This window comes from Geobacillus sp. LYN3, assembly GCF_003064505.1.
Classification (GTDB): Bacteria; Bacillota; Bacilli; order Bacillales; family Anoxybacillaceae; genus Parageobacillus_B; species Parageobacillus_B toebii.
The window spans coordinates 1,559,295-1,580,042 of record NZ_QCWL01000001.1; the positions used below are offsets into that span (position 1 = coordinate 1,559,295).

General features: G+C 42.8%; 19 protein-coding genes. All 19 read left to right on the top strand.

Going from position 1 to position 20,748, the window contains the following annotated elements; all coding sequences use genetic code 11:
• The first annotated feature begins 153 nt into the window (after positions 1-153).
• Positions 154-1,200 (top strand): aspartate-semialdehyde dehydrogenase, encoded by a 1,047-nt coding sequence (asd, locus tag DCC82_RS08175; protein WP_015863500.1) that lies wholly within the window; start codon positions 154-156, stop codon positions 1,198-1,200.
• A gap of 31 nt (positions 1,201-1,231) precedes the next feature.
• Positions 1,232-2,479: an aspartate kinase gene (gene dapG / locus DCC82_RS08180; protein WP_015863501.1), complete on the top strand. Its 1,248-nt coding sequence runs from the start codon at positions 1,232-1,234 to the stop codon at positions 2,477-2,479.
• A gap of 12 nt (positions 2,480-2,491) precedes the next feature.
• Positions 2,492-3,364 (top strand): 4-hydroxy-tetrahydrodipicolinate synthase, encoded by an 873-nt coding sequence (dapA, locus tag DCC82_RS08185; protein ID WP_108430309.1) that lies wholly within the window; start codon positions 2,492-2,494, stop codon positions 3,362-3,364.
• A 147-nt stretch (positions 3,365-3,511) separates the two neighbouring features.
• A complete protein-coding gene (locus DCC82_RS08190; RefSeq protein ID WP_015863503.1) occupies positions 3,512-5,179 on the top strand; it encodes a ribonuclease J in 1,668 nt (555 codons plus the stop codon).
• 109 nt (positions 5,180-5,288) lie between these two features.
• On the top strand, positions 5,289-6,026 hold the full coding sequence (locus DCC82_RS08195; RefSeq protein WP_015863504.1) for a ClpP family protease: 738 nt from the start codon (positions 5,289-5,291) through the stop codon (positions 6,024-6,026).
• Positions 6,023-6,247, top strand: a complete 225-nt coding sequence (locus tag DCC82_RS08200) for a YlzJ-like family protein (RefSeq protein ID WP_015863505.1) — start codon at positions 6,023-6,025, stop codon at positions 6,245-6,247. The genes DCC82_RS08195 and DCC82_RS08200 overlap by 4 nt, the downstream gene beginning before the upstream one ends.
• Before the next feature lie 107 nt (positions 6,248-6,354).
• Positions 6,355-8,655, top strand: coding sequence for a DNA translocase FtsK (locus tag DCC82_RS08205; RefSeq protein WP_108430310.1), 2,301 nt, complete (start codon positions 6,355-6,357; stop codon positions 8,653-8,655).
• A gap of 201 nt (positions 8,656-8,856) precedes the next feature.
• The gene (locus tag DCC82_RS08210; RefSeq protein ID WP_015863507.1) at positions 8,857-9,588 is read left to right on the top strand and encodes a GntR family transcriptional regulator; all 732 of its coding nucleotides are present in this window, start codon (positions 8,857-8,859) and stop codon (positions 9,586-9,588) included.
• A gap of 90 nt (positions 9,589-9,678) precedes the next feature.
• Entirely contained in the window at positions 9,679-10,770 is a 1,092-nt protein-coding gene (locus DCC82_RS08215; RefSeq protein ID WP_108430311.1) for a BMP family lipoprotein, read from the top strand.
• A gap of 129 nt (positions 10,771-10,899) precedes the next feature.
• Positions 10,900-12,429, top strand: coding sequence for an ABC transporter ATP-binding protein (locus DCC82_RS08220; RefSeq protein WP_062678192.1), 1,530 nt, complete (start codon positions 10,900-10,902; stop codon positions 12,427-12,429).
• Complete coding sequence (locus DCC82_RS08225) at positions 12,426-13,496, top strand: ABC transporter permease (RefSeq protein WP_015863510.1); 1,071 nt, start codon at positions 12,426-12,428, stop codon at positions 13,494-13,496. Before DCC82_RS08220 ends, DCC82_RS08225 begins: the two co-directional genes overlap by 4 nt.
• Entirely contained in the window at positions 13,497-14,456 is a 960-nt protein-coding gene (locus DCC82_RS08230) for an ABC transporter permease (protein WP_015863511.1), read from the top strand.
• A 152-nt stretch (positions 14,457-14,608) separates the two neighbouring features.
• Positions 14,609-15,889, top strand: coding sequence for an EF-P 5-aminopentanol modification-associated protein YfmF (yfmF, locus tag DCC82_RS08235; protein ID WP_015863512.1), 1,281 nt, complete (start codon positions 14,609-14,611; stop codon positions 15,887-15,889).
• Positions 15,890-15,891: 2 nt separating this feature from the next.
• Complete coding sequence (yfmH, locus tag DCC82_RS08240; RefSeq protein WP_108430312.1) at positions 15,892-17,184, top strand: EF-P 5-aminopentanol modification-associated protein YfmH; 1,293 nt, start codon at positions 15,892-15,894, stop codon at positions 17,182-17,184.
• A 40-nt stretch (positions 17,185-17,224) separates the two neighbouring features.
• A complete protein-coding gene (gene ymfI / locus DCC82_RS08245) occupies positions 17,225-17,941 on the top strand; it encodes an elongation factor P 5-aminopentanone reductase (protein WP_015863514.1) in 717 nt (238 codons plus the stop codon).
• A 61-nt stretch (positions 17,942-18,002) separates the two neighbouring features.
• The gene (locus DCC82_RS08250; RefSeq protein WP_062678189.1) at positions 18,003-18,251 is read left to right on the top strand and encodes a DUF3243 domain-containing protein; all 249 of its coding nucleotides are present in this window, start codon (positions 18,003-18,005) and stop codon (positions 18,249-18,251) included.
• Positions 18,252-18,383: 132 nt separating this feature from the next.
• The gene (locus DCC82_RS08255; RefSeq protein ID WP_015863516.1) at positions 18,384-19,175 is read left to right on the top strand and encodes a DUF3388 domain-containing protein; all 792 of its coding nucleotides are present in this window, start codon (positions 18,384-18,386) and stop codon (positions 19,173-19,175) included.
• A gap of 24 nt (positions 19,176-19,199) precedes the next feature.
• Positions 19,200-20,084 carry a helix-turn-helix domain-containing protein gene (locus tag DCC82_RS08260; RefSeq protein ID WP_108430313.1) on the top strand — a complete coding sequence of 295 codons (885 nt, stop codon included), beginning with the start codon at positions 19,200-19,202 and terminating at the stop codon, positions 20,082-20,084.
• Positions 20,085-20,140: 56 nt separating this feature from the next.
• The gene (pgsA, locus tag DCC82_RS08265; RefSeq protein WP_108430314.1) at positions 20,141-20,719 is read left to right on the top strand and encodes a CDP-diacylglycerol--glycerol-3-phosphate 3-phosphatidyltransferase; all 579 of its coding nucleotides are present in this window, start codon (positions 20,141-20,143) and stop codon (positions 20,717-20,719) included.
• The last annotated feature ends 29 nt before the right edge of the window (positions 20,720-20,748 follow it).

The window sequence follows — 20,748 nt, forward strand, 5'->3', positions numbered from 1 at the left end:
TGTCAACCAGCCGAACGCGGCAGCCAATTAGGCTAGTTGCAAGCCCACGACTTTAGCCGTTGGGTAGTTGACTCCTTTAAAGTGGAATATGGTAAAATAAAAACTATAAATTTACCAATGTGATTGAGTGACTATGCGGAAGGAGAATGGTTCATGGAACAAAGACGTTTTCATGTTGCAGTCGTAGGAGCAACTGGCGCAGTTGGCCAACAAATGGTGCAAACGCTCGAAAATAGAAATTTCCCAGTCGGAAAGCTGACATTATTATCATCAGAACGTTCAGCAGGAAAAAAAATGCGCTTTCGTGGCGAAGAAATCGAAGTGCAAGCCGCAAAACCGGAAAGCTTTGAAGGGGTGGATATCGCCCTGTTTAGCGCAGGCGGATCTGTCTCCAAAGCATTGGCACCGGAAGCGGTCAAACGCGGGGCAATCGTGATCGATAACACGAGCGCGTTTCGTATGGAAGAAAACGTCCCGCTCGTTGTCCCTGAAGTGAACGAAAATGATTTAACATGGCATAATGGCATTATCGCCAATCCGAACTGTTCAACGATCCAAATGGTCGTTGCGCTTGAACCGATTCGCCAAGCGTTCGGTCTAAAAAAAGTGATCGTTTCCACGTATCAAGCTGTATCCGGCGCCGGGGTGCAGGCGATTGAGGAATTAAAGGCGCAATCGAAAGCGGTGTTAAACGGTGAGCCGGTGACACCGGAAATTCTGCCAGTAAAATCGGACCGTAAACATTATCAAATTGCTTTTAATGCCATCCCGCAGATTGATAAATTCCAAGAAAACGGCTTTACATTTGAAGAAATGAAAATGATCAATGAAACGAAAAAAATTATGCATATGCCGGAGCTGCAAGTGGCAGCAACATGTGTGCGCATCCCGGTCATTAGCGGCCATTCGGAATCCGTATATATTGAAATTGAAAAAGATGGGGTCAGTGCAGACGACATTAAAGCGGTATTAAAAGATGCTCCGGGTGTCATTTTACAAGATGACCCAAGCGAACAAGTATATCCAATGCCAGTTGATTGTGTTGGCAAATACGATGTGTTTGTCGGACGAATTCGCAAGGATTTAGATCATGACCGGGCGTTCCATTTATGGGTCGTATCTGATAATTTACTAAAAGGCGCGGCATGGAATTCCGTGCAAATTGCGGAAAGTTTAATTAAACTAGGGATTGTAAAATAAATAGAGAAGCGAATTACATCGAGGTGTTAACATGAAAATCATTGTTCAGAAGTTTGGCGGCACATCCGTCCGTGACGGACGCGGGCGTGATTTTGCACGCAAGCATATTGAAAAAGCGCTTGAAGACGGCTATAAAGTAGTTGTTGTCGTCTCGGCGATGGGGCGAAAAGGAGAACCGTATGCGACGGATACGCTCCTTAGCCTCATCGGCGGGGCTAACAATTATGTCACGAAGCGCGAACAAGATATGCTAATGGCGTGCGGTGAAATTATTTCTAGCGTTGTTTTTACGAATCTATTAAATAAGCATGGAATAAAAGCAACTGCGTTTACTGGCGCGCAAGCAGGTTTCCGAACGAACGATGATTATACGAATGCGAAAATTATCGAAATGCGGTGCGAACGCCTGCTTAAAGCATTGAACGAATACGATGTCGTTGTCGTTGCTGGCTTTCAAGGCGCGACAGAAAATGGCGATATTACAACGCTTGGGCGCGGCGGAAGCGATACGTCTGCGGCGGCGCTTGGTGCGGCGTTAAACGCCGAATGGGTCGATATTTTTACCGATGTCGAAGGGGTGATGACTGCAGACCCGCGCATTGTCGAGAACGCCCGTCCGCTCGATGTCGTCACGTATACGGAAATTTGCAATATGGCCTATCAAGGGGCAAAAGTGATTCATCCACGCGCTGTTGAAATTGCGATGCAGGCAAAAGTGCCGTTGCGCGTTCGTTCAACGTATTCCGATTCTTTAGGAACGCTTGTTACATCTGCTATTCGTTCGAAAAAAGGAAGCGATGTAAAAGAGCGGTTAGTCACTGGCATTACTTATGTTTCCAATATTACGCAAATTAAAGTACAGGCGAAAGAGGGACATTATGAATTGCAGTCCGATGTTTTTAAGGCGATGGCGAATGAAGGAATTAGTGTCGACTTCATTAACATCTCGCCAAACGGTGTTGTTTATACGGTTTCTGGTGAAATGACAGAGCGAGCGGTCGCTGCCCTTCGCCGTATTGGTTATGAACCGATCGTTACAACAGGATGTGCGAAAGTATCTACAGTCGGAGCAGGGATTGCTGGAGTCCCTGGAGTGACGGCAAAAATCGTTACGGCTCTTTCTGAGCAAGGAATTCAAATTTTACAATCAGCCGATAGCCATACGACCATTTGGGTATTAGTGAAAGAGGAAGATATGAAAAAAGCGGTGAACGCGTTGCATGATGCATTCCATCTTTCCGAGGAATCGGCAGAAGAGTACGATTTAAAATTGGAGTGAGGAGTGAGGGTATTGATCCAATTTGGCAAAATCGTGACAGCGATGGTAACGCCGTTTGATCATAAAGGAAATATCGATTTTGCAAAAACGACCAAGCTTGTCGATTATTTGCTCGAAAACGGAACAGATTCCCTCGTTGTTGCCGGAACGACAGGCGAATCGCCAACATTAACGACGGAAGAAAAAGTTGCTTTATTCCGTCACGTTGTTTCGGTTGTGAACGGGAGAGTTCCAGTTATTGCTGGGACTGGAAGCAACAATACACACGCATCGATTGTGTTGACGAAGAAAGCGGAAGAAGCTGGCGTCGACGCGGTAATGTTAGTAGCGCCGTATTATAATAAACCGAATCAAGAAGGGTTATATCAACACTTCAAAGCGATTGCCGAAAGCACGTCGCTTCCGGTGATGCTCTATAATATTCCTGGACGTTCTGTTGTGAACATGTCTGTTGACACGGTTGTTCGTTTATCGGAAATTCCAAACATCGTTGCTATAAAAGATGCGAGCGGCAATTTAGATACGATGACGGAAATAATCGCCCGGACGAGAGAGGATTTTCTGCTTTACAGCGGTGACGATAACATCACCCTTCCGGTATTGGCGATTGGCGGTGCCGGCGTTGTGTCTGTTGCCTCTCATATTATTGGCAATGAAATGCAACAAATGATTGCTGCTTTCGAAGCAGGGGAACTTGCCAAAGCGGCAAAACTGCATCAAAAGCTGTTGCCAATTATGAAAGGGTTATTTGCAGCGCCAAATCCTGTACCGGTAAAAACGGCGCTGCAGTTAAAAGGATTAGACGTTGGTTCTGTTCGTCTGCCGCTTGTCCCGCTTACCGAACAAGAGCGCATCGAGCTAATGAATTTATTAAATACATTATAAAAAAAGGAAAACCAATCCGCATAGGCGGATTGGTTTTTTGCTGTTATAAAGCGCTTCATAAATCATCTTGTATTCAAAATCTCCCATCAGTTATAATAAAATCAAGTGACTTTGAGCGGGTTAGTATCATCATAGGAGGACGTGACATTGAAAACGAAACAAGTAGAGAAAATAAGGATTTTTTCCCTTGGGGGAGTCGGGGAAATCGGTAAAAACATGTATGTGGTCGAGCTGGATGACGACATTTTTGTGATCGACGCCGGCGTCATGTTTCCTGAGGACGAGATGCTTGGGATTGACAAAGTGATTCCTGACATTAGCTATCTCATTGAACGCCAAGATCGCATTAAAGCAATTTTTTTAACCCACGGGCATGAGGAACATATTGGAGCCATTGCTTACGTGTTGAAAAAGATTACGGCGGTGCCGGTGTACGGAACAAAGCTTACGTTAGGATTGGCAGAATCGATTTTGAAGGAACAGGGGATTACAAACGCAAAACTAATCGAAATTCGCTCCGATTCGGAAATTTTGTTTGATAAAGCAAAAGTGACGTTTTTCCGAACGATTCATAGCATCCCTGATTCGGTTGGGATTAGCATTCATACATCCCAAGGCGCCATTGTCTATACGAGCGACTTTAAATTTGACCAGACTCCATATGGCAAAAATCGAGCCGATTTAGGGAAAATGGCGCAGATTGGCGAACAAGGAGTGCTTTGCCTATTATCCGATAGTACGAATGCGGAAAGACCGGGTTATACGGGATCGGACACGCTTGTAGCCCAGGAAATTGCCGATGTTATTTATAACGCGAATGGTCGGGTTTTTGTTGCTTGCTATGCGTCGAACATCACCAGAATTCAACAAGTATTACATGCAGCAAAAATGTACGGACGGAAGGTAGCGGTTGTAGGGAAAACGTTGCATAAAGTGATGGATATTGCTGTTCGGCTTGGATATTTACATCTTCCGGAAAAAGTGACTATTTCCATCCATGACATTGACCGCTATGATGACAAGGAACTTATTATTTTAACAACAGGCGGGCATGGCCAACCGATGAGCGCATTGGCCCGTATGGCTAAACAAGTACACAAGCAGGTCAACATAAAAGAAGGAGATACTGTCATTGTTGCGGCATCGGTGATGCCTGGATATGAATTAGTATTTTCAAAAACCATTGATGCACTGTATCGTGCCGGAGCGAACGTCATTTACCGCGAGAGAAAAGTGCACGTGTCTGGACACGCATGCCAAGAAGAATTGAAGCTAATGCTTAATTTAATGAAACCGAAATATTTTATTCCTGTTCATGGCGAATATCGTATGCAAAAAGCACACGCTAATCTTGCAAAAGCGGTTGGCATCTCCGAAGATAGGACGTTTTTGATTGACAAAGGTGATGTCATTGAATTTCGCAATGGAGTAGCGCGTCCTGGAGGAAAAGTTCCGTACGGCAACATTTTGATTGATGGTCTTGGCATAGGCGATGTTGGCAACATTGTTTTAAGAGACCGGCGTCTTCTTTCGCAAGATGGGATTTTAATTGTTGTCGTTACATTGAGCAAAGAGTCAAAAAAAATTATCGCTGGACCGGAAATTATTTCGCGTGGTTTTGTCTATGTCAGAGAATCAGAATCATTGCTTGATGAAGCAACAAAAATCGTTGCAAATATTGTGAATAAATGCTTGCAAACCTATATGATCGAATGGTCGTCATTAAAATCAAACATTCGCGAAGCATTGAGCCAATTTTTATTTGAAAAAACAAAACGAAAACCGATGATTTTACCAATTATTATGGAAGTATAATACAATCATGCTCAAAGTCAACGAACATGCCGATAGGAAATTTCTATCGGCATTTTTCTTTTCCAACTCGAGCATACTATATGTATGACGGAAAGAAAGGAGAATATGCATGGAAAAAGAGCGTTACATACAATCGGAATCAGAAGAAAACCAAGAAACGAAAGAGGAACAAGTAACAGCGGCGATTCAACAGCTAGGTCAAACAAACATTCCGCAAATGACGCCGGATACAAACATTCATTGTTTAACGATTGTCGGGCAAATTGAGGGACATATTCAACTTCCACCGCAAAATAAAGCGACGAAGTACGAACATGTTATTCCACAAATTGTCGCCATTGAACAAAATCAAAATATTGAAGGCCTGCTCGTTATTTTAAATACGGTAGGCGGAGATGTAGAAGCAGGATTAGCGATTGCGGAAATGCTTGCGTCCTTATCGAAACCGACCGTTTCTATCGTATTAGGAGGCGGTCATTCGATTGGTGTGCCGATTGCGGTTTCTTGTGATTATTCATTTATTACCGAAACGGCAACGATGACGATTCACCCTGTTCGATTGACTGGGCTGGTCATTGGCGTTCCGCAAACATTTGAATATTTGGATAAAATGCAAGAGCGAGTTGTTCGCTTTGTTACAAAACATTCCAAAATTACGGAAGAAAAATTTAAGGAACTTATGTTTTCCAAAGGGAATTTAACGCGTGATATCGGCACCAATGTTGTCGGCCCTGATGCGGTAAAATACGGACTTATTGATGAAGTCGGCGGCGTTGCTCAAGCGATGAACAAATTGCGCGAATTAATTGAACTGAACAAATCAGGGGAAAGGAAGATTGTCCAATGATTTTATATACGATCATGCCGGAACATCTTATCTTCCAAACTGCCAAGGAAGAATACGAAAAACGAACAATGGTATACTATGATGGAATTCCATTTCTTGTACAAAAAACGGAAACCAATGAATATGAAATTGTTCAAAATTTAAGTACGAATCCGCTTCATTTTTTAGAACAAAAATATGCACCAGGAACGAGATTTACGATTTCTTCCACAACATCGTAATGAATTCCATGTCCATTCGTGATATAATTAATAAACAAACGGAAAAAAGCAGCCAAGTATGGCTGCTTTTTTCCAATCTTTCAGTTTGTTTATTGGAGTGAATAGTTGTGGCAAAACGGAAACGACAGAAAAAATCAAGACGGTCAAAGCAACATTGGAAAGAAGCATTTCAATTTGAATTGCTTGGTCTTACGATGTTAGCGATTTCCGTCATCGCAATGGCGCGTCTTGGGCTAGTTGGAAAGACGCTCGTATTTATTGCGCGTTTTTTCTTTGGAGAATGGTATATGCTGCTGTTTGTAGCCTTATTTATATTGTCGTTTTATATCATTTGGAAGCGTGCATGGCCTTCGTTTACTCATCGCATTCTTCTCGGTTTATATATTATCGTTTCCGCGCTTTTATTACTAAGTCACGAAACGTTATTCGATTTGTTGTCCCGACGCGGGCAATTTGACCCTAGCATCATTCGAACAACATGGGAGTTGTTTTGGAACGAAGTGCGGGGAGAATCGGCGAATAATGATTTAGGCGGCGGGATGGTCGGGGCGTTTTTCTTCGCGGCAAGCTATCAATTATTTGATGAACTTGGAACAAAATGGATTTGTTTTTTTCTTTTTATCATCGGGGCTGTTTTCATTACCGGAAAATCATTGAGTGAAACAGTGGGAAAAGTGGTGATCATAATCGCTTCTTTTCTCAAGGAGCAATGGCTGGCGTTTGGTGCGGATATAAAACAGTGGGGCGGTAAAAAGCAGGGACGAAAACGGCAAAAAACAAGAACTCCACAACCCGACAAGCAGCATGACAGCACAGAAGAGGAGCCGATCATACAAGAAGGAGAAACGCTCTCTCCTCCGCCGATTATTTCTGATTTTACTGCCGCGCGTTCGAATGAGATAGAACAAGAACGAGAGCAGGAAAACGCAGAAGACATCGAGGAAGAGGCGTCTGGGCCGTTAGCGTTTTCGGAAATGGAAAATATTGATTATCAACTTCCGCCTCTTGAACTGCTCCATCTTCCAAAACAATCAAACCAAGCGAAAGATCATGCAAACATTTATGCAAATGCGCGCAAGCTGGAAAAAACATTTCAAAGCTTCGGTGTAAAGGCGAAAGTAACCCAAGTTCATCTTGGCCCTGCAGTAACGAAATATGAAGTATATCCGGACGTAGGGGTGAAGGTAAGCAAAATTGTTAGTTTGAGCGACGACCTTGCCCTTGCGCTAGCTGCAAAAGACATTCGTATTGAAGCGCCGATTCCCGGAAAATCCGCGATCGGCATTGAAGTTCCAAATGAAGAAATTGCGACCGTTTCTTTAAGAGAAGTGTTAGAAGCGATCGATCATTACAAACATGAAGCGAAACTATTAATTCCGCTAGGCCGTGACATCTCTGGCGAAGTTGTTGCAGCTGAGCTTAACAAAATGCCGCATTTATTAATTGCCGGGGCAACGGGAAGCGGGAAAAGTGTGTGCATTAATGGAATTATCGTAAGCTTGCTTATGCGTACAAAGCCGCATGAAGTAAAATTAATGATGATTGACCCGAAAATGGTAGAATTAAGCGTGTATAACGGAATACCGCATTTGTTGGCTCCGGTTGTGACGAATCCGAAAAAAGCGTCACAAGCGTTAAAAAAGGTTGTTCAAGAAATGGAAAGAAGATATGAATTATTTTCACATACAGGCACACGAAATATCGAAGGGTATAATGAATACGTGCAGCGCCATAATCAAGAATCGGAAGGAAAACAGCCGCTTCTTCCTTATATTGTCGTTATTATTGATGAGCTGGCAGATTTAATGATGGTTGCTTCTTCCGATGTAGAGGATTCGATTACGCGCTTGGCGCAAATGGCGCGCGCGGCAGGAATTCATTTAATTATTGCAACGCAGCGGCCTTCGGTTGACGTCATTACAGGTGTCATTAAAGCAAACATTCCGTCACGGATCGCTTTTAGCGTTTCTTCCCAAACCGATTCGCGGACTATTTTGGATATGGGGGGAGCGGAAAAACTGCTGGGCCGTGGCGATATGCTGTTTTTGCCGATGGGTGCTTCCAAACCGATTCGTGTCCAAGGAGCGTTTGTTTCCGATGAAGAAGTCGAAGAGGTTGTCGATTTTGTTATTTCCCAGCAAAAAGCACAATATTATGAAGAGATGATGGTCAGCGAAGAGAATGGTGAGAGCGAGGAATTTGACGATGAATTGTATGATGAAGCGGTTCGGCTTGTTGTAGAGATGCAAAGTGCTTCGGTTTCCATGCTGCAACGGCGCTTTCGCATCGGTTATAATCGTGCGGCTCGTCTCATAGATGCGATGGAGGCACGTGGAGTTGTTGGCCCCTATGAAGGAAGTAAACCTCGCGCTGTACTTATTCCAAAAGAAAATGTAAAAACATCATAGGGGAGCAGGCAAACTTGTTGCCTGCTCTTTTAAAAAATATATCACATTGAAAACGTTATCAATCGTTTTTTGCTTTTTTCGACAAAATTTTTATTTACTATTTATTTATCCCCAAAAAAATGGTATAGTAATCTCGAAGAGTCTACATGTCTAACGTCAGAGGTCTGATATCTGTTGAAATGAAAAATGGGGGATTTTTTCATGTCCATCAAGTCAGACAACCGTCACCTATATTTACAAGTGATTGATCGAATTAAGCGTGATATTGAAACAGGCGTGTATAAAGAAAAACAAAAGCTCCCATCGGAATTTGAATTAGCGAAACAACTAGGTGTCAGCCGTGCAACATTGCGTGAGGCATTGCGTGTTTTAGAGGAAGAAAACGTGATTATTCGCCGGCATGGTGTTGGAACGTTCGTCAATGCAAGACCGCTGTTTACATCGGGGATCGAGCAGTTAAGCAGCGTTACTGATATGATTCGGCAGGCAGGTCGAAAACCTGGAACGATTTTTTTATCTTCTTCCATTCAACAGCCGACGGAAGATGACATCCGGAGATTTCAATGTTCGGCGGACGATGACATTCTTTTGATTGAACGTGTCCGTACAGCTGACGGGGAGCCTGTTGTATATTGTATAGACAAAATTTTATGTAAATATTTACCAAAAGGAATTTCCTATGAGCAAGAATCCCTTTTTGAAAACTTACACAATCAGGCGAATCGCGATATTGCTTATGCTGTAGCTCGCATTGAACCGCTCGGTTACCATGAGAAAGTGTCGCCGATTTTGCAATGTGAGCCAGAAACTGCGCTTCTTGTGTTAAAGCAAATGCATTTTGATAAAAATGATGAGCCGATTTTTTATTCCATCAACTATTTCCGTTCTGACAAAATCAGCTTTCATGTACTTCGAAAACGCCTTAGTTTTTAAGGAGGTGACATCCATACATAGAAATATAGGGATGATTTTATAATAAGTAAGAAAGCACAACAATTTTTTTATGGATTAGGGGGTATTTTAATGAAAAAACGATTTGGACTCGCCCTTTCCCTTGTTTTAGCAGCAGGTACACTGTTAAGTGCATGCGGTGGACAAGGGGGGAATAATGCTGGTGACAAAGGCAAAGACACGTTTAGTGTTGCGATGGTAACAGACGTTGGCGGTATTGATGACAAATCTTTCAACCAATCTGCTTGGGAAGGTTTGCAAAAATTTGGAAAAGAGAATGGCTTGAAAAAAGGCCGAGGCGGTTATGATTATTTACAATCATCAAGCGATACTGACTATCCGACAAACTTAAATAAGCTTGTGCGCAGCGACTTTGATTTGATTTATGGAATTGGATATTTAATGGGAGATGCAGTAAAAGAAGTTGCTGAACAAAACCCGAAAAAGCATTTTGCGATCGTTGACACGGTTGTTGAACAACCAAACGTAGCTAGCATTACGTTCAAAGAGCATGAAGGTTCATTCCTTGTTGGTGTCGTTGCCGGCTTAACAACAAAAACGAATAAAATCGGATTTATCGGCGGCATGGAAATTCCATTAATTGAGAAGTTTGAAAGCGGATTCCTTGCAGGAGTAAAAGCTGTTAATCCGAAAGCGAAAGTCGAAGTGCAATATGCCGGTGCGTTTGACCAAGCGGATAAAGGAAAAGCGATTGCATCAAGCATGTATGCTTCCGGAGTCGATGTCATTTATCATGCCGCTGGCGGAACAGGAAATGGTTTGTTCTCTGAAGCAAAAGACTTGAAAAAGAAAGATCCGAACCGTGAAATTTGGGTAATCGGTGTGGATAAAGACCAATCGCCTGAAGGTGTTGTGAAAGTTGGCGGCAAAACGTATAACGTTACATTAACATCGATGGTAAAACGTGTCGATGTGGCTGTATATGACTTGGCAAAACGAGCAAAAGATGGCGATTTCTCTGGCGGAAAAACGCTTGAATATGGTCTTCAAGAAGACGGGGTTGGCATTGCGCCTACACAAGACAACATTAAGCCGGAAGTGTTAAAAGCAGTCGATGAATGGAAGCAAAAAATCATCAAAGGCGAAGTAAAAGTTCCAATGACTCGCAAAGAATACAAACAGTTTGAAGCATCCTTAAAATAATTGAATAAAAAGGCTAGTGGTTACGCTAGCCTTTTTATTCGCCAAAAATCATAAAATGAAAGGCTGCAATCGGATATTGCATCCTTCCATTTTATGATTTTACCTTGCTTAAGTAAGGAGTGAATTTATTTGGAATATGTTATTGAAATGTTGAACATTCGAAAGGTGTTTGGCAATTTTGTCGCAAACGATAACATTACATTGCAGTTAAAAAAGGGGGAAATTCATGCGCTCTTAGGGGAAAACGGAGCAGGAAAATCGACGCTCATGAACGTGCTGTTTGGCCTTTATCAGCCGGATGGCGGCGAGATTCGCGTAAAGGGCCAAAAGGTAAACATTACTGATCCAAACGTTGCGAATGAACTTGGGATTGGCATGGTGCATCAACATTTTATGCTTGTTGATACGTTTACAGTCACGGAAAACATTATTTTAGGCAGTGAACCGAAAAAAGGCGGAATCATTGATATAAAGCGCGCAGAACAAGAGGTACGCGAACTGTCGGAACGGTACGGTCTTGCGGTAGACCCGACGGCGAAAATCGCTGATATTTCGGTTGGCATGCAGCAGCGCGTCGAGATTTTAAAAACGCTATATCGCGGGGCGGACATTTTAATTTTTGACGAACCAACGGCAGTGTTGACTCCGCAGGAAATACATGAACTGATTCAAATTATGAAAAAGTTGGTGAAAGAAGGAAAATCGATTATTTTAATTACCCATAAGTTAAAGGAAATAATGGAAGTATGCGATCGTGTCACCGTTATTCGCCGCGGAAAAGGAATCGCTACTTTAAATGTTTCAGAAACAAATCCAAATGAGCTTGCCTCTCTTATGGTCGGCCGCGAAGTGCAGTTTAAAACAGAAAAAAAACCAGCACAGCCAGGCAAACCAGTGCTGGAAATTAAAGATTTAGTCGTAAAAGACGCGCGCGGCGTGGCTGCCGTCAATCATTTAGACTTAACGGTGCATGCTGGAGAAATTGTGGGTATTGCAGGGGTAGACGGCAATGGGCAGACAGAACTGATTGAGGCGCTTACAGGGCTTGTTAAGGTGGAATCGGGATCGATTTTGTTGAACGGCCGCGATATTACGAACCTTCCGCCGCGAAAAATTACCGAAGCAGGCGTCGGCCATATCCCGCAGGATCGCCATAAACATGGCCTTGTTCTGGACTTTCCAATTGGGGAAAATATGGTGCTGCAAACATATTACAAATCCCCATATTCGAAACGCGGAATTTTAAATTTTAAAGCGATTTACGACAAAGCGCGTCAGCTTATTGCCGAATTCGATGTGCGCACGCCGGACGAATTTACGAAAGCGCGCGCCCTGTCTGGCGGGAACCAACAAAAAGCGATTATCGGCCGGGAAGTAGATCGAAATCCAGATTTGCTTATTGCCGCACAGCCAACACGCGGTCTGGATGTTGGGGCAATTGAATTTATTCATAAACGTTTAATTGAACAGCGTGATCAAGGAAAAGCGGTGCTTCTTGTTTCATTTGAGCTAGATGAAGTCATGAATGTAAGTGACCGTATTGCTGTTATTTACGAAGGAAAAATTGTTGCCATCGTTGATCCGAAAGAGACGACAGAGCAAGAACTCGGATTATTAATGGCGGGAAGTAAACGGAAGGAAGCAGGTGTGTCTTCATGAAGTTGAGTGAACTTAAAAAATTTTTTGTTTCCGCATCGTCTGCCTTTGTTGTTCCTGTATTGGCCGTATTGTTAGGGATGATTGTCGGTGCGGTTGTAATGATCGCAAGCGGTTATAATCCGCTCGCCGGATATTCGTCTCTTCTATACGGTGCATTTGGCGATCCATATTACATTGGAGAAACGATTCGACAAACGACACCTTATATTTTAGCAGGTCTTGCAGTTGCCTTTGCGTTCCGCACCGGTTTGTTTAACATCGGTGTAGAAGGTCAGCTTATTGTTGGCTGGCTTGCGGCGGTATGGGTCGGTGTATCGTTTGAACTTCCAAAGGTCATTCACCTGCCGATGGCGATTTTAGCGGCAGCGCTGGCAGGAGCGATATGGGCGCTCATTCCAGGGATTTTAAAGGCGTATTTAAGAGTCCATGAAGTGATTGTTACCATTATGATGAACTATATTGCCCTTCATGTGACAAACGCTATTATTCGCTCTGTTTTATCGGATGAAGGGTTTAAATCAAAGCCTGTGCATGAAAGCGCATCGCTTCGTTCGGAGTTTTTAGAATCCATTACGTATCACTCTTCCGTACATTATGGCATTATTTTCGCGATCATCGGTGCGGTCGTTATGTGGTTTCTTCTTGAAAAAACGACAAAAGGATTTGAACTGCGCGCTGTTGGGTTTAACCAGCATGCTTCTCAATATGCAGGAATGAATGTAAAAGCAAATATTATTTTATCCATGATCATTTCTGGAGCATTCGCTGGAATCGCTGGGGCGATGGAAGGTCTCGGCACTTTCGGAAATATTTCCGTGAAAGCCGGTTTTACCGGTGTAGGATTTGATGGAATTGCTGTGGCGCTGATTGGCGGAAACAACGCATTTGGAATATTGCTATCAGCATTATTATTTGGCGCGTTGAAAGTTGGGGCGCTTGAAATGCCGTCAAGCGCTGGTGTGCCAACAGAACTAGTGGATATTATTATTGCACTCATTATTTTCTTTGTCGCGTCAAGTTATGTCATTCGTTTATTACTATCTCGTTTGAAAAAGGGGGCGGAATAAGTGAGCGTCTATGAAGTATTGCAAGTAATTATTCCTTCTGCCATTTTCTTTGCTGCTCCCCTTATTTTTACAGCGCTTGGCGGCGTATTTAGCGAACGATCCGGCGTTGTGAATATTGGTTTAGAAGGGTTAATGACCATTGGAGCATTTATTGGCATTGTTTTCAATTTAACGTTTGCTGATAAATTTGGAGCGCTTACCCCATGGCTCGCTTTACTCGTTGCGATGGTTGTCGGCACCATTTTTTCGCTGTTTCATGCCGTTGCATCTATTTCGTTTCGCGCTGATCAAGTGGTTAGCGGTGTGGCGATTAACTTTTTAGCACTTGGATTGTCGCTCTTTTTAGTCAAAAAAATATACGGAAAAGGGCAAACCGATCAGATTCAAGTTGGATTTGATAAAATAGACATTCCGGTATTAAGTGATATTCCGGTGATCGGGCCGCTCTTTTTCTCCAATATGTACATTCCATCATATTTGGCGATTATTTTGGCGTTTGTCGTATGGTATGTCATTTACAAAACGCCGTTTGGCCTTCGTCTTCGCGCAGTCGGTGAACATCCGATGGCAGCGGATACGATGGGAATTAATGTGACGAAAATGCGCTATATTGCCGTTATGATCAGCGGAGCGTTAGGTGGGCTTGGCGGTGCGGTGTATGCGATGATCATTTCGCGCGATTTCAGCCATGCGACGATTTCCGGGCACGGCTTTATGGCGCTTGCGGCGATGATTTTCGGAAAATGGCATCCGATTGGGGCGATGGGAGCGGCGTTGTTCTTTGGTTTGGCACAAAGTTTAAGTATAGTTGGAAAAACGCTTCCATTTTTAAAAGATGTACCAACGGTTTATTTGCTGATTGCTCCATATGTGCTAACGATTTTAGCGCTTGCCGGCTTTATCGGGCGCGCGGAAGCACCGAAAGCTTTAGGTACGCCTTATATTAAAGGAAAACGGTAAAAGACGTAATGAAAATCGTGAAAAAAGAACTCGATCGTAAAGTTCGAGTTCTTTTTTGCTTTTATTTGCATTTTATGTTTTGTGAAAGGTATATTGTTGATATGATGAACACAACATAAAAATATCGATAAGTTTACAAAGGAGGAGTTCGATTGATCAATGAAAAAATAACGACAATCCAAAACATGAACGTCCATACAATTCCGACCGATAAATATAAAACAAATACACTTGTATGGAAAATGAAAGCACCGCTTACAAAAGAAACGGTTACGTTACGCGCGCTTTTGCCGTATGTGCTTCAAAGCGGCACGGCGGAGTATCCAAGTGTGAAACAATTGCGCACATATTTAGATGAACTGTATGGCGCAACATTAAATGTGGATTTATCGAAAAAAGGCGAAAGCCATATTATTACGATTCGAATCGATGTGGCAAACGAAGTGTTTTTACAAGAGAAAATTCCGCTTCTTCGCAAAGCGCTCAAGCTGTTAAGCGATATTGTTCTTCGTCCCGCTTTGCAAGACGGCCGGTTTGTCGATCACATTGTCGCGCAAGAAAAGCGAGCGCTTAAGCAGCGTATTCAAGCCGTGTACGATGATAAAATGCGGTATGCCAACTTGCGGCTTATTCAGGAAATGTGCAAAGGAGAACCGTATGCCCTGCACGCGAATGGCGAGCTAGACGATGTGGATCGCATTACTGCAGAGCAGCTGTTTCAATATTATAAAAAAACGCTGGAAGAAGACGAAATCGATTTATACGTCATTGGTGATGTACAAGAAGAGACCGTATTGGAAGCAGTTGCATCGCATTTTTCACTGCCAAACCGCACGGTTCGCGCATCTGTGAGAGAAATAGTTTCAACTAAAACGCGTGATAAAGTAAATGAAGTGATCGAAAAACAAGATGTCAAACAAGGAAAATTGAACATCGGTTATCGGACGAATGTCACGTATGAAGACGATGACTATTACGCGCTCCAAATGTTTAATGGCATTTTTGGCGGTTTTTCTCATTCGAAATTGTTTATCAATGTTCGTGAAAAAGCAAGTTTAGCGTATTACGCCGCTTCGCGTTTAGAAAGCCATAAAGGGTTATTAATGGTGATGTCCGGCATCGCACCGTCCAATTATCAAAAAGCGTTGCAAATTATTGAAAAACAAATGGAAGCGATGAAAAACGGCGATTTTACCGATGAAGAAATCACGCAAACAAAAGCGGTTATTCGCAATCAATTATTAGAAACGATCGATACGCCGCGCGGATTGGTGGAAGTGCTTTACCATAACGTTGTCTCAAAGCGGAAACGGCCAATTGAAGAATGGCTATCAGGTGCAGATCGCGTATCGCGGGAGGAAATCGTGCGCGTTGCGGGCAAGGTCGAGCTCGACACGATTTACTTCCTGACCGGAATGGAGGGAGCGGAATAATTATGGAGAAAATTGTATACGAACAGCTGCAAGAACAACTGTTTTATGAAAAAATGGAAAACGGTTTAGATGTGTACATTTTGCCAAAAAAGGGGTTTCATAAAACGTACGCAACGTTTACGACCAAATATGGATCGGTCGACAATCAATTCATTCCGCTCGGAAAGACCGAGATGAAGCAGGTGCCGGATGGAATCGCTCACTTTTTAGAGCATAAACTGTTTGAAAAAGAAGATGGCGATGTGTTCCAGCAGTTCAGTAAACAAGGAGCATCCGCAAACGCCTTCACCACGTTTACGCGTACGGCCTACTTGTTTTCGAGTACAGCAAATGTGGAAAAAAATTTAGAAACGCTCATCGATTTTGTGCAAAGCCCATATTTTTCCGATCAAACGGTAGAAAAAGAAAAAGGAATTATCGGCCAAGAAATTCGCATGTATGATGACAATCCGGACTGGCGCGTTTATTTCGGCGTCATTGAAAGCTTGTATCAAAACCATCCGGTGAAAATTGATATTGCCGGTACGGTTGAAACCATTTCTCATATTACGAAAGAATTGTTATATGAATGTTACGAAACGTTTTACCATCCGAGCAATATGCTGCTTTTTATCGTCGGGCCGGTCGATGAACAAAAAATAATGCAGCAAATTCGCGATAACCAAGCAAAAAAATCGTTTCCGCAAGCTAGTGAGATTCAGCGCTTTGTGTACGATGAACCGAAAGAGAGAGCGGAAGAAAAGAAAGTCATTCCGATGCACGTGCAAACGAGTAAATGTCTTGTCGGAATCAAGGCGCCAACTGTTCACTCAGCCGGCAAAGAAAAATTAATTCATGAGTTAGCGTTCAATGTTTTGTTAGATTATTTATTCGGAAAAAGTTCGCCGCATTATGAACGGTTGTATCAGCTTGGGCTTATTGATGAAACATTTATGTACGATTATACAGAAGAGCGGGAATTTGGCTTTGCCATGGTCGGCGGGGATACGAGCGATCCAGATCGGCTTAGCGAAGAAGTGAAACAAATATTGTTGTCGTTTTCCGGTGATTCCATGACAGAATCAGAATTAGAGAGAGTGAAAAAGAAAAAAATCGGTGCGTTTTTACGCTCGCTTAACTCTCCAGAATATATCGCCAACCAGTTTACGCGATACGCATTTAACGAAGTAAGCTTGTTTGATGTTATTCCAGTATTACAATCATTAACGATCGAACAGATGGATCAAATTGCAAAACAATGTTTCCGCGAATCCCAAATTGCGGTATGCCAAGTTGTTCCAAAAGAAAGAAAGTAGCATCCTTCATTATGGAGGGTGCTTTTTTAGGGGGATTATCATGAAATATGCGCTTATTACTGGAGCAAGCGGAGGAATTGGGACAAGCATCGCCCGCCAACTTGCTTCTGATGGTTACGGGCTTTTTTTGCATTATCATCGCCGGTATGAACGAGTAGAAAAACTGAAAAACGAGTTAGCAAATGTCCATGTCATTCCTGTCCAAGCGGATCTTTCGGATGAAAATGGAGCAAGCATGCTTCTTTCTCAAATCAATCGTCCCATCGATGTCATTATTCATAATAGCGGAAACAGCTATTACGGTCTCATTACGGATATGAGCGATGAGCTTGTTAGGAAAATGGTTCAGCTTCATGTGACAAGTCCGATTTTATTGACGAAAAAACTACTGCCGCGGATGATTGCGAACAAGCGGGGAAACATCGTTGTTATTTCTTCGATTTGGGGACTTACAGGTGCTTCTTGCGAAGTCGTCTATTCCATGGTCAAAGGCGGACAAAATGCGTTTGTAAAAGCGCTCGCAAAAGAAGTGGCGCCCAGCGGAATTCGTGTGAATGCCGTCGCTCCAGGGGCCATTGATACAGATATGTTGCGCCGGTTCAGTGATGAGGAATTGCAATCCATTGCGGACGATATTCCGATCGGGCGTATTGGCACACCCGATGAGGTTGCGAAAACAGTGTCATTTTTGCTTTCCGATGCTGCTTCATACATAACGGGACAAATTATTTCCGTCAATGGCGGTTGGTACTGTTAAGTATATTTTATCAAAAAGCAGGCAAACTATCCTTGAAACGAAGATGAAGGAGGTTAAACATATGTCTGTATTAGATAACTTTGAACAATGGAAAGACTTCCTGGCAAATCGTCTTGAACAAGCGCAGCAACAAGGATTAAGCCAACAAGTGATTTCAGACATCGCTTATCAAATCGGTGATTACCTAGCAAAACAAGTAGATCCAAAAAACCCGGAAGAACGGTTGCTTGCGGACCTTTGGAAGGTTGCAGACGAACAAGAGCAGCACGCTATCGCCAACATGATGGTAAAATTAGTGCAACAACAATAACGTGTAGAGAGGGGTTCCCTCTCTTTTTTCATTCCAGTCCCTTTTCTGTTGCTTTTCCATTCGATATTATAGTAGTATGAATTTATCATAGGGAGCTTGTGCGGGCATTAAGGATGAGGGAGGAAAGACGGGATGGGGAAGCAAGAGTGGTATTTGGAATATGAGATACATATTAATCGCCCGGGTTTGTTAGGCGATGTTGCTTCATTATTAGGAATGCTGTCTATTAATATCGTTACGATTAACGGTGTCCGCGATTCGCGGCGCGGCATGCTTCTACTTTGTGATAATAACGAACAAATCGAACGATTGTCTACCATTTTGCAAACGATGGATAATATTACAGTGACGAAGCTGCGCCAGCCAAAACTGCTTGATCGCCTTGCCGTCCGCCACGGCCGCTACATTCAGCGGGATGCCGATGACAAAAAAACGTTCCGCTTTGTCCGTGACGAGCTCGGGCTGCTTGTTGATTTTATGGCGGAAATTTTTAAAGAGAAAGGCCATAAACTTATTGGCATCCGCGGAATGCCGCGCGTCGGCAAAACCGAGTCGATCGTTGCGGCAAGTGTTTGTGCGAATAAACGATGGCTTTTTGTATCCTCAACGCTGATTAAGCAGACGGTGCGCAGCCAGCTGATCGAAGGCGAATATAGCGAAGATAATATTTTTATTATTGACGCCATCGTGTCTACTCGGCGGGCAAATGAGAGACATTGGCAACTGATTCGCGAACTGATGCGCCTTGAGGCGACAAAAGTGGTGGAACACCCAGATATTTTTGTCCGCCATACTGAATACACTCTTGATGATTTTGACTATATTATTGAGTTGCGCCATGATCCAAATGAAGAGATTACGTACGATGTCATTGATCAGCCGTCACTGTTTGGAAACGATGTTTTTTCAGAATTTGATTTTTAATCAAAAAATGGAAGGTGTTTGTCGTTGACGGAACTAGGTAAACGTTTGAAGGAAGCAAGAGAAGCGAAAAACATTAGTTTGGACGAGTTGCAAGAGATGACGAAAATTCAAAAGCGCTATTTAATCGGTATTGAAGAAGGAAATTATGCGATTATGCCGGGGAATTTTTATGTTCGGGCGTTCATTAGGCAATACGCCGAAGCAGTTGGGCTTGACCCGGACGAAATATTTGAACAGTACAAACAAGATATTCCACAATCATATGATGAAGAAATCCCTCAGCAATTATCGCGAGTAAAAACGCGGCAACAAATTTCACCGAACAGCACGAAATGGTTAGATTTGCTTCCAAAATTGCTTATTGCTGCAGGGATTGTCGGCATTGCTGTTGTGATTTGGCTGTTTTTGCAACAAAATAACGCAGAGGACAAACCGCAAAATCAAATTGCCGGGGAGACGACGGAGGTAGAACGCTCGAAAAATTCACCGCTTGAAAAAGCGAAAAAAGAAGAAAAAGAGAAAAAACAAGAAGCTGAGGACAAACAACCAAAATCGGAAAAAGAAACGGAAAAATCACCTTCTTCAGCTGCGACGCTTACTGTTGTCGAAACACGCGGTAATTTATCGACAATCGAATTAACAAATACAAACGAATTTGTTATTGAATTGACATCAAAAGGAAACTCTTGGGTAGAGGTATATAATACAAAAGGCCACTCCTTTTTCAAAGGAAATTTAACGAACGGGCAAACGCAAACGTTTGACTTATCAGCAGAGGCGGAAGTGTTTGTAAAAATCGGGAGAACGCTCGATGTTGACATAAAAGTAAATGGACAACCTTTCACCTATCCAATGGACCCAAAAGACGAAGTATATCAAAAAATGAAATTTATCTTTAAAAAATCATAAAGTCATCTTTCCTGTAGATGGCTCTTTTCACATGTTTGCTAGCGGAGGTATTCAGAGTGAATTTACCTAATAAAATAACAGTAGCAAGAATTATGCTAATACCGTTATTTTTGATTGTCATGTTAGTTCCGTTTGGATGGGGCAGCGTGAAAATAGGAACAGACACGCTGCCAATTGCCCATCTGATTGGTGCGCTTATTTTCATTATTGCCTCGACAACTGACTGGATTGACGGATATTATGCCCGTAAATATCAGCTAGTAACTAATTTAGGAAAGTTTTTAGATCCGCTTGCGGATAAACTGCTTGTATCGGCAGCGCTCATTGTACTTGTTGAGCTAAAGGCCGCTCCTTCATGGATGGTGATCATCATCATTAGCCGTGAATTTGCGGTTACGGGGCTTCGGCTTGTGCTTGCAGGAGAAGGGGAAGTAATGGCTGCCAACATGCTTGGTAAAATTAAAACATGGACGCAGATTGTCGCCATTTCCGCCCTTCTTTTACATAATTTCCCTTTTTCTCTTATTTCATTTCCGTTTGCCGATTTAGCGCTTTGGGTTGCAGTCATTTTTACGATTTGGTCCGGATGGGATTACTTTTCGAAAAATAAACATGCTTTTTTGCATTCAAAGTAGAAAGATGTATGCAGTCAAACAAAGGGGGC

Coding starts and splice junctions, on each gene's coding strand:
- asd (WP_015863500.1), top strand. CDS start 154: ATGGAACAAAGACGTTTTCATGTTGCAGTCGTAGGAGCAACTGGCGCA.
- dapG (WP_015863501.1), top strand. CDS start 1,232: ATGAAAATCATTGTTCAGAAGTTTGGCGGCACATCCGTCCGTGACGGA.
- DCC82_RS08195 (WP_015863504.1), top strand. CDS start 5,289: ATGGAAAAAGAGCGTTACATACAATCGGAATCAGAAGAAAACCAAGAA.
- DCC82_RS08200 (WP_015863505.1), top strand. CDS start 6,023: ATGATTTTATATACGATCATGCCGGAACATCTTATCTTCCAAACTGCC.
- DCC82_RS08210 (WP_015863507.1), top strand. CDS start 8,857: ATGTCCATCAAGTCAGACAACCGTCACCTATATTTACAAGTGATTGAT.
- DCC82_RS08215 (WP_108430311.1), top strand. CDS start 9,679: ATGAAAAAACGATTTGGACTCGCCCTTTCCCTTGTTTTAGCAGCAGGT.
- DCC82_RS08225 (WP_015863510.1), top strand. CDS start 12,426: ATGAAGTTGAGTGAACTTAAAAAATTTTTTGTTTCCGCATCGTCTGCC.
- yfmH (WP_108430312.1), top strand. CDS start 15,892: ATGGAGAAAATTGTATACGAACAGCTGCAAGAACAACTGTTTTATGAA.
- ymfI (WP_015863514.1), top strand. CDS start 17,225: ATGAAATATGCGCTTATTACTGGAGCAAGCGGAGGAATTGGGACAAGC.
- DCC82_RS08250 (WP_062678189.1), top strand. CDS start 18,003: ATGTCTGTATTAGATAACTTTGAACAATGGAAAGACTTCCTGGCAAAT.
- DCC82_RS08255 (WP_015863516.1), top strand. CDS start 18,384: ATGGGGAAGCAAGAGTGGTATTTGGAATATGAGATACATATTAATCGC.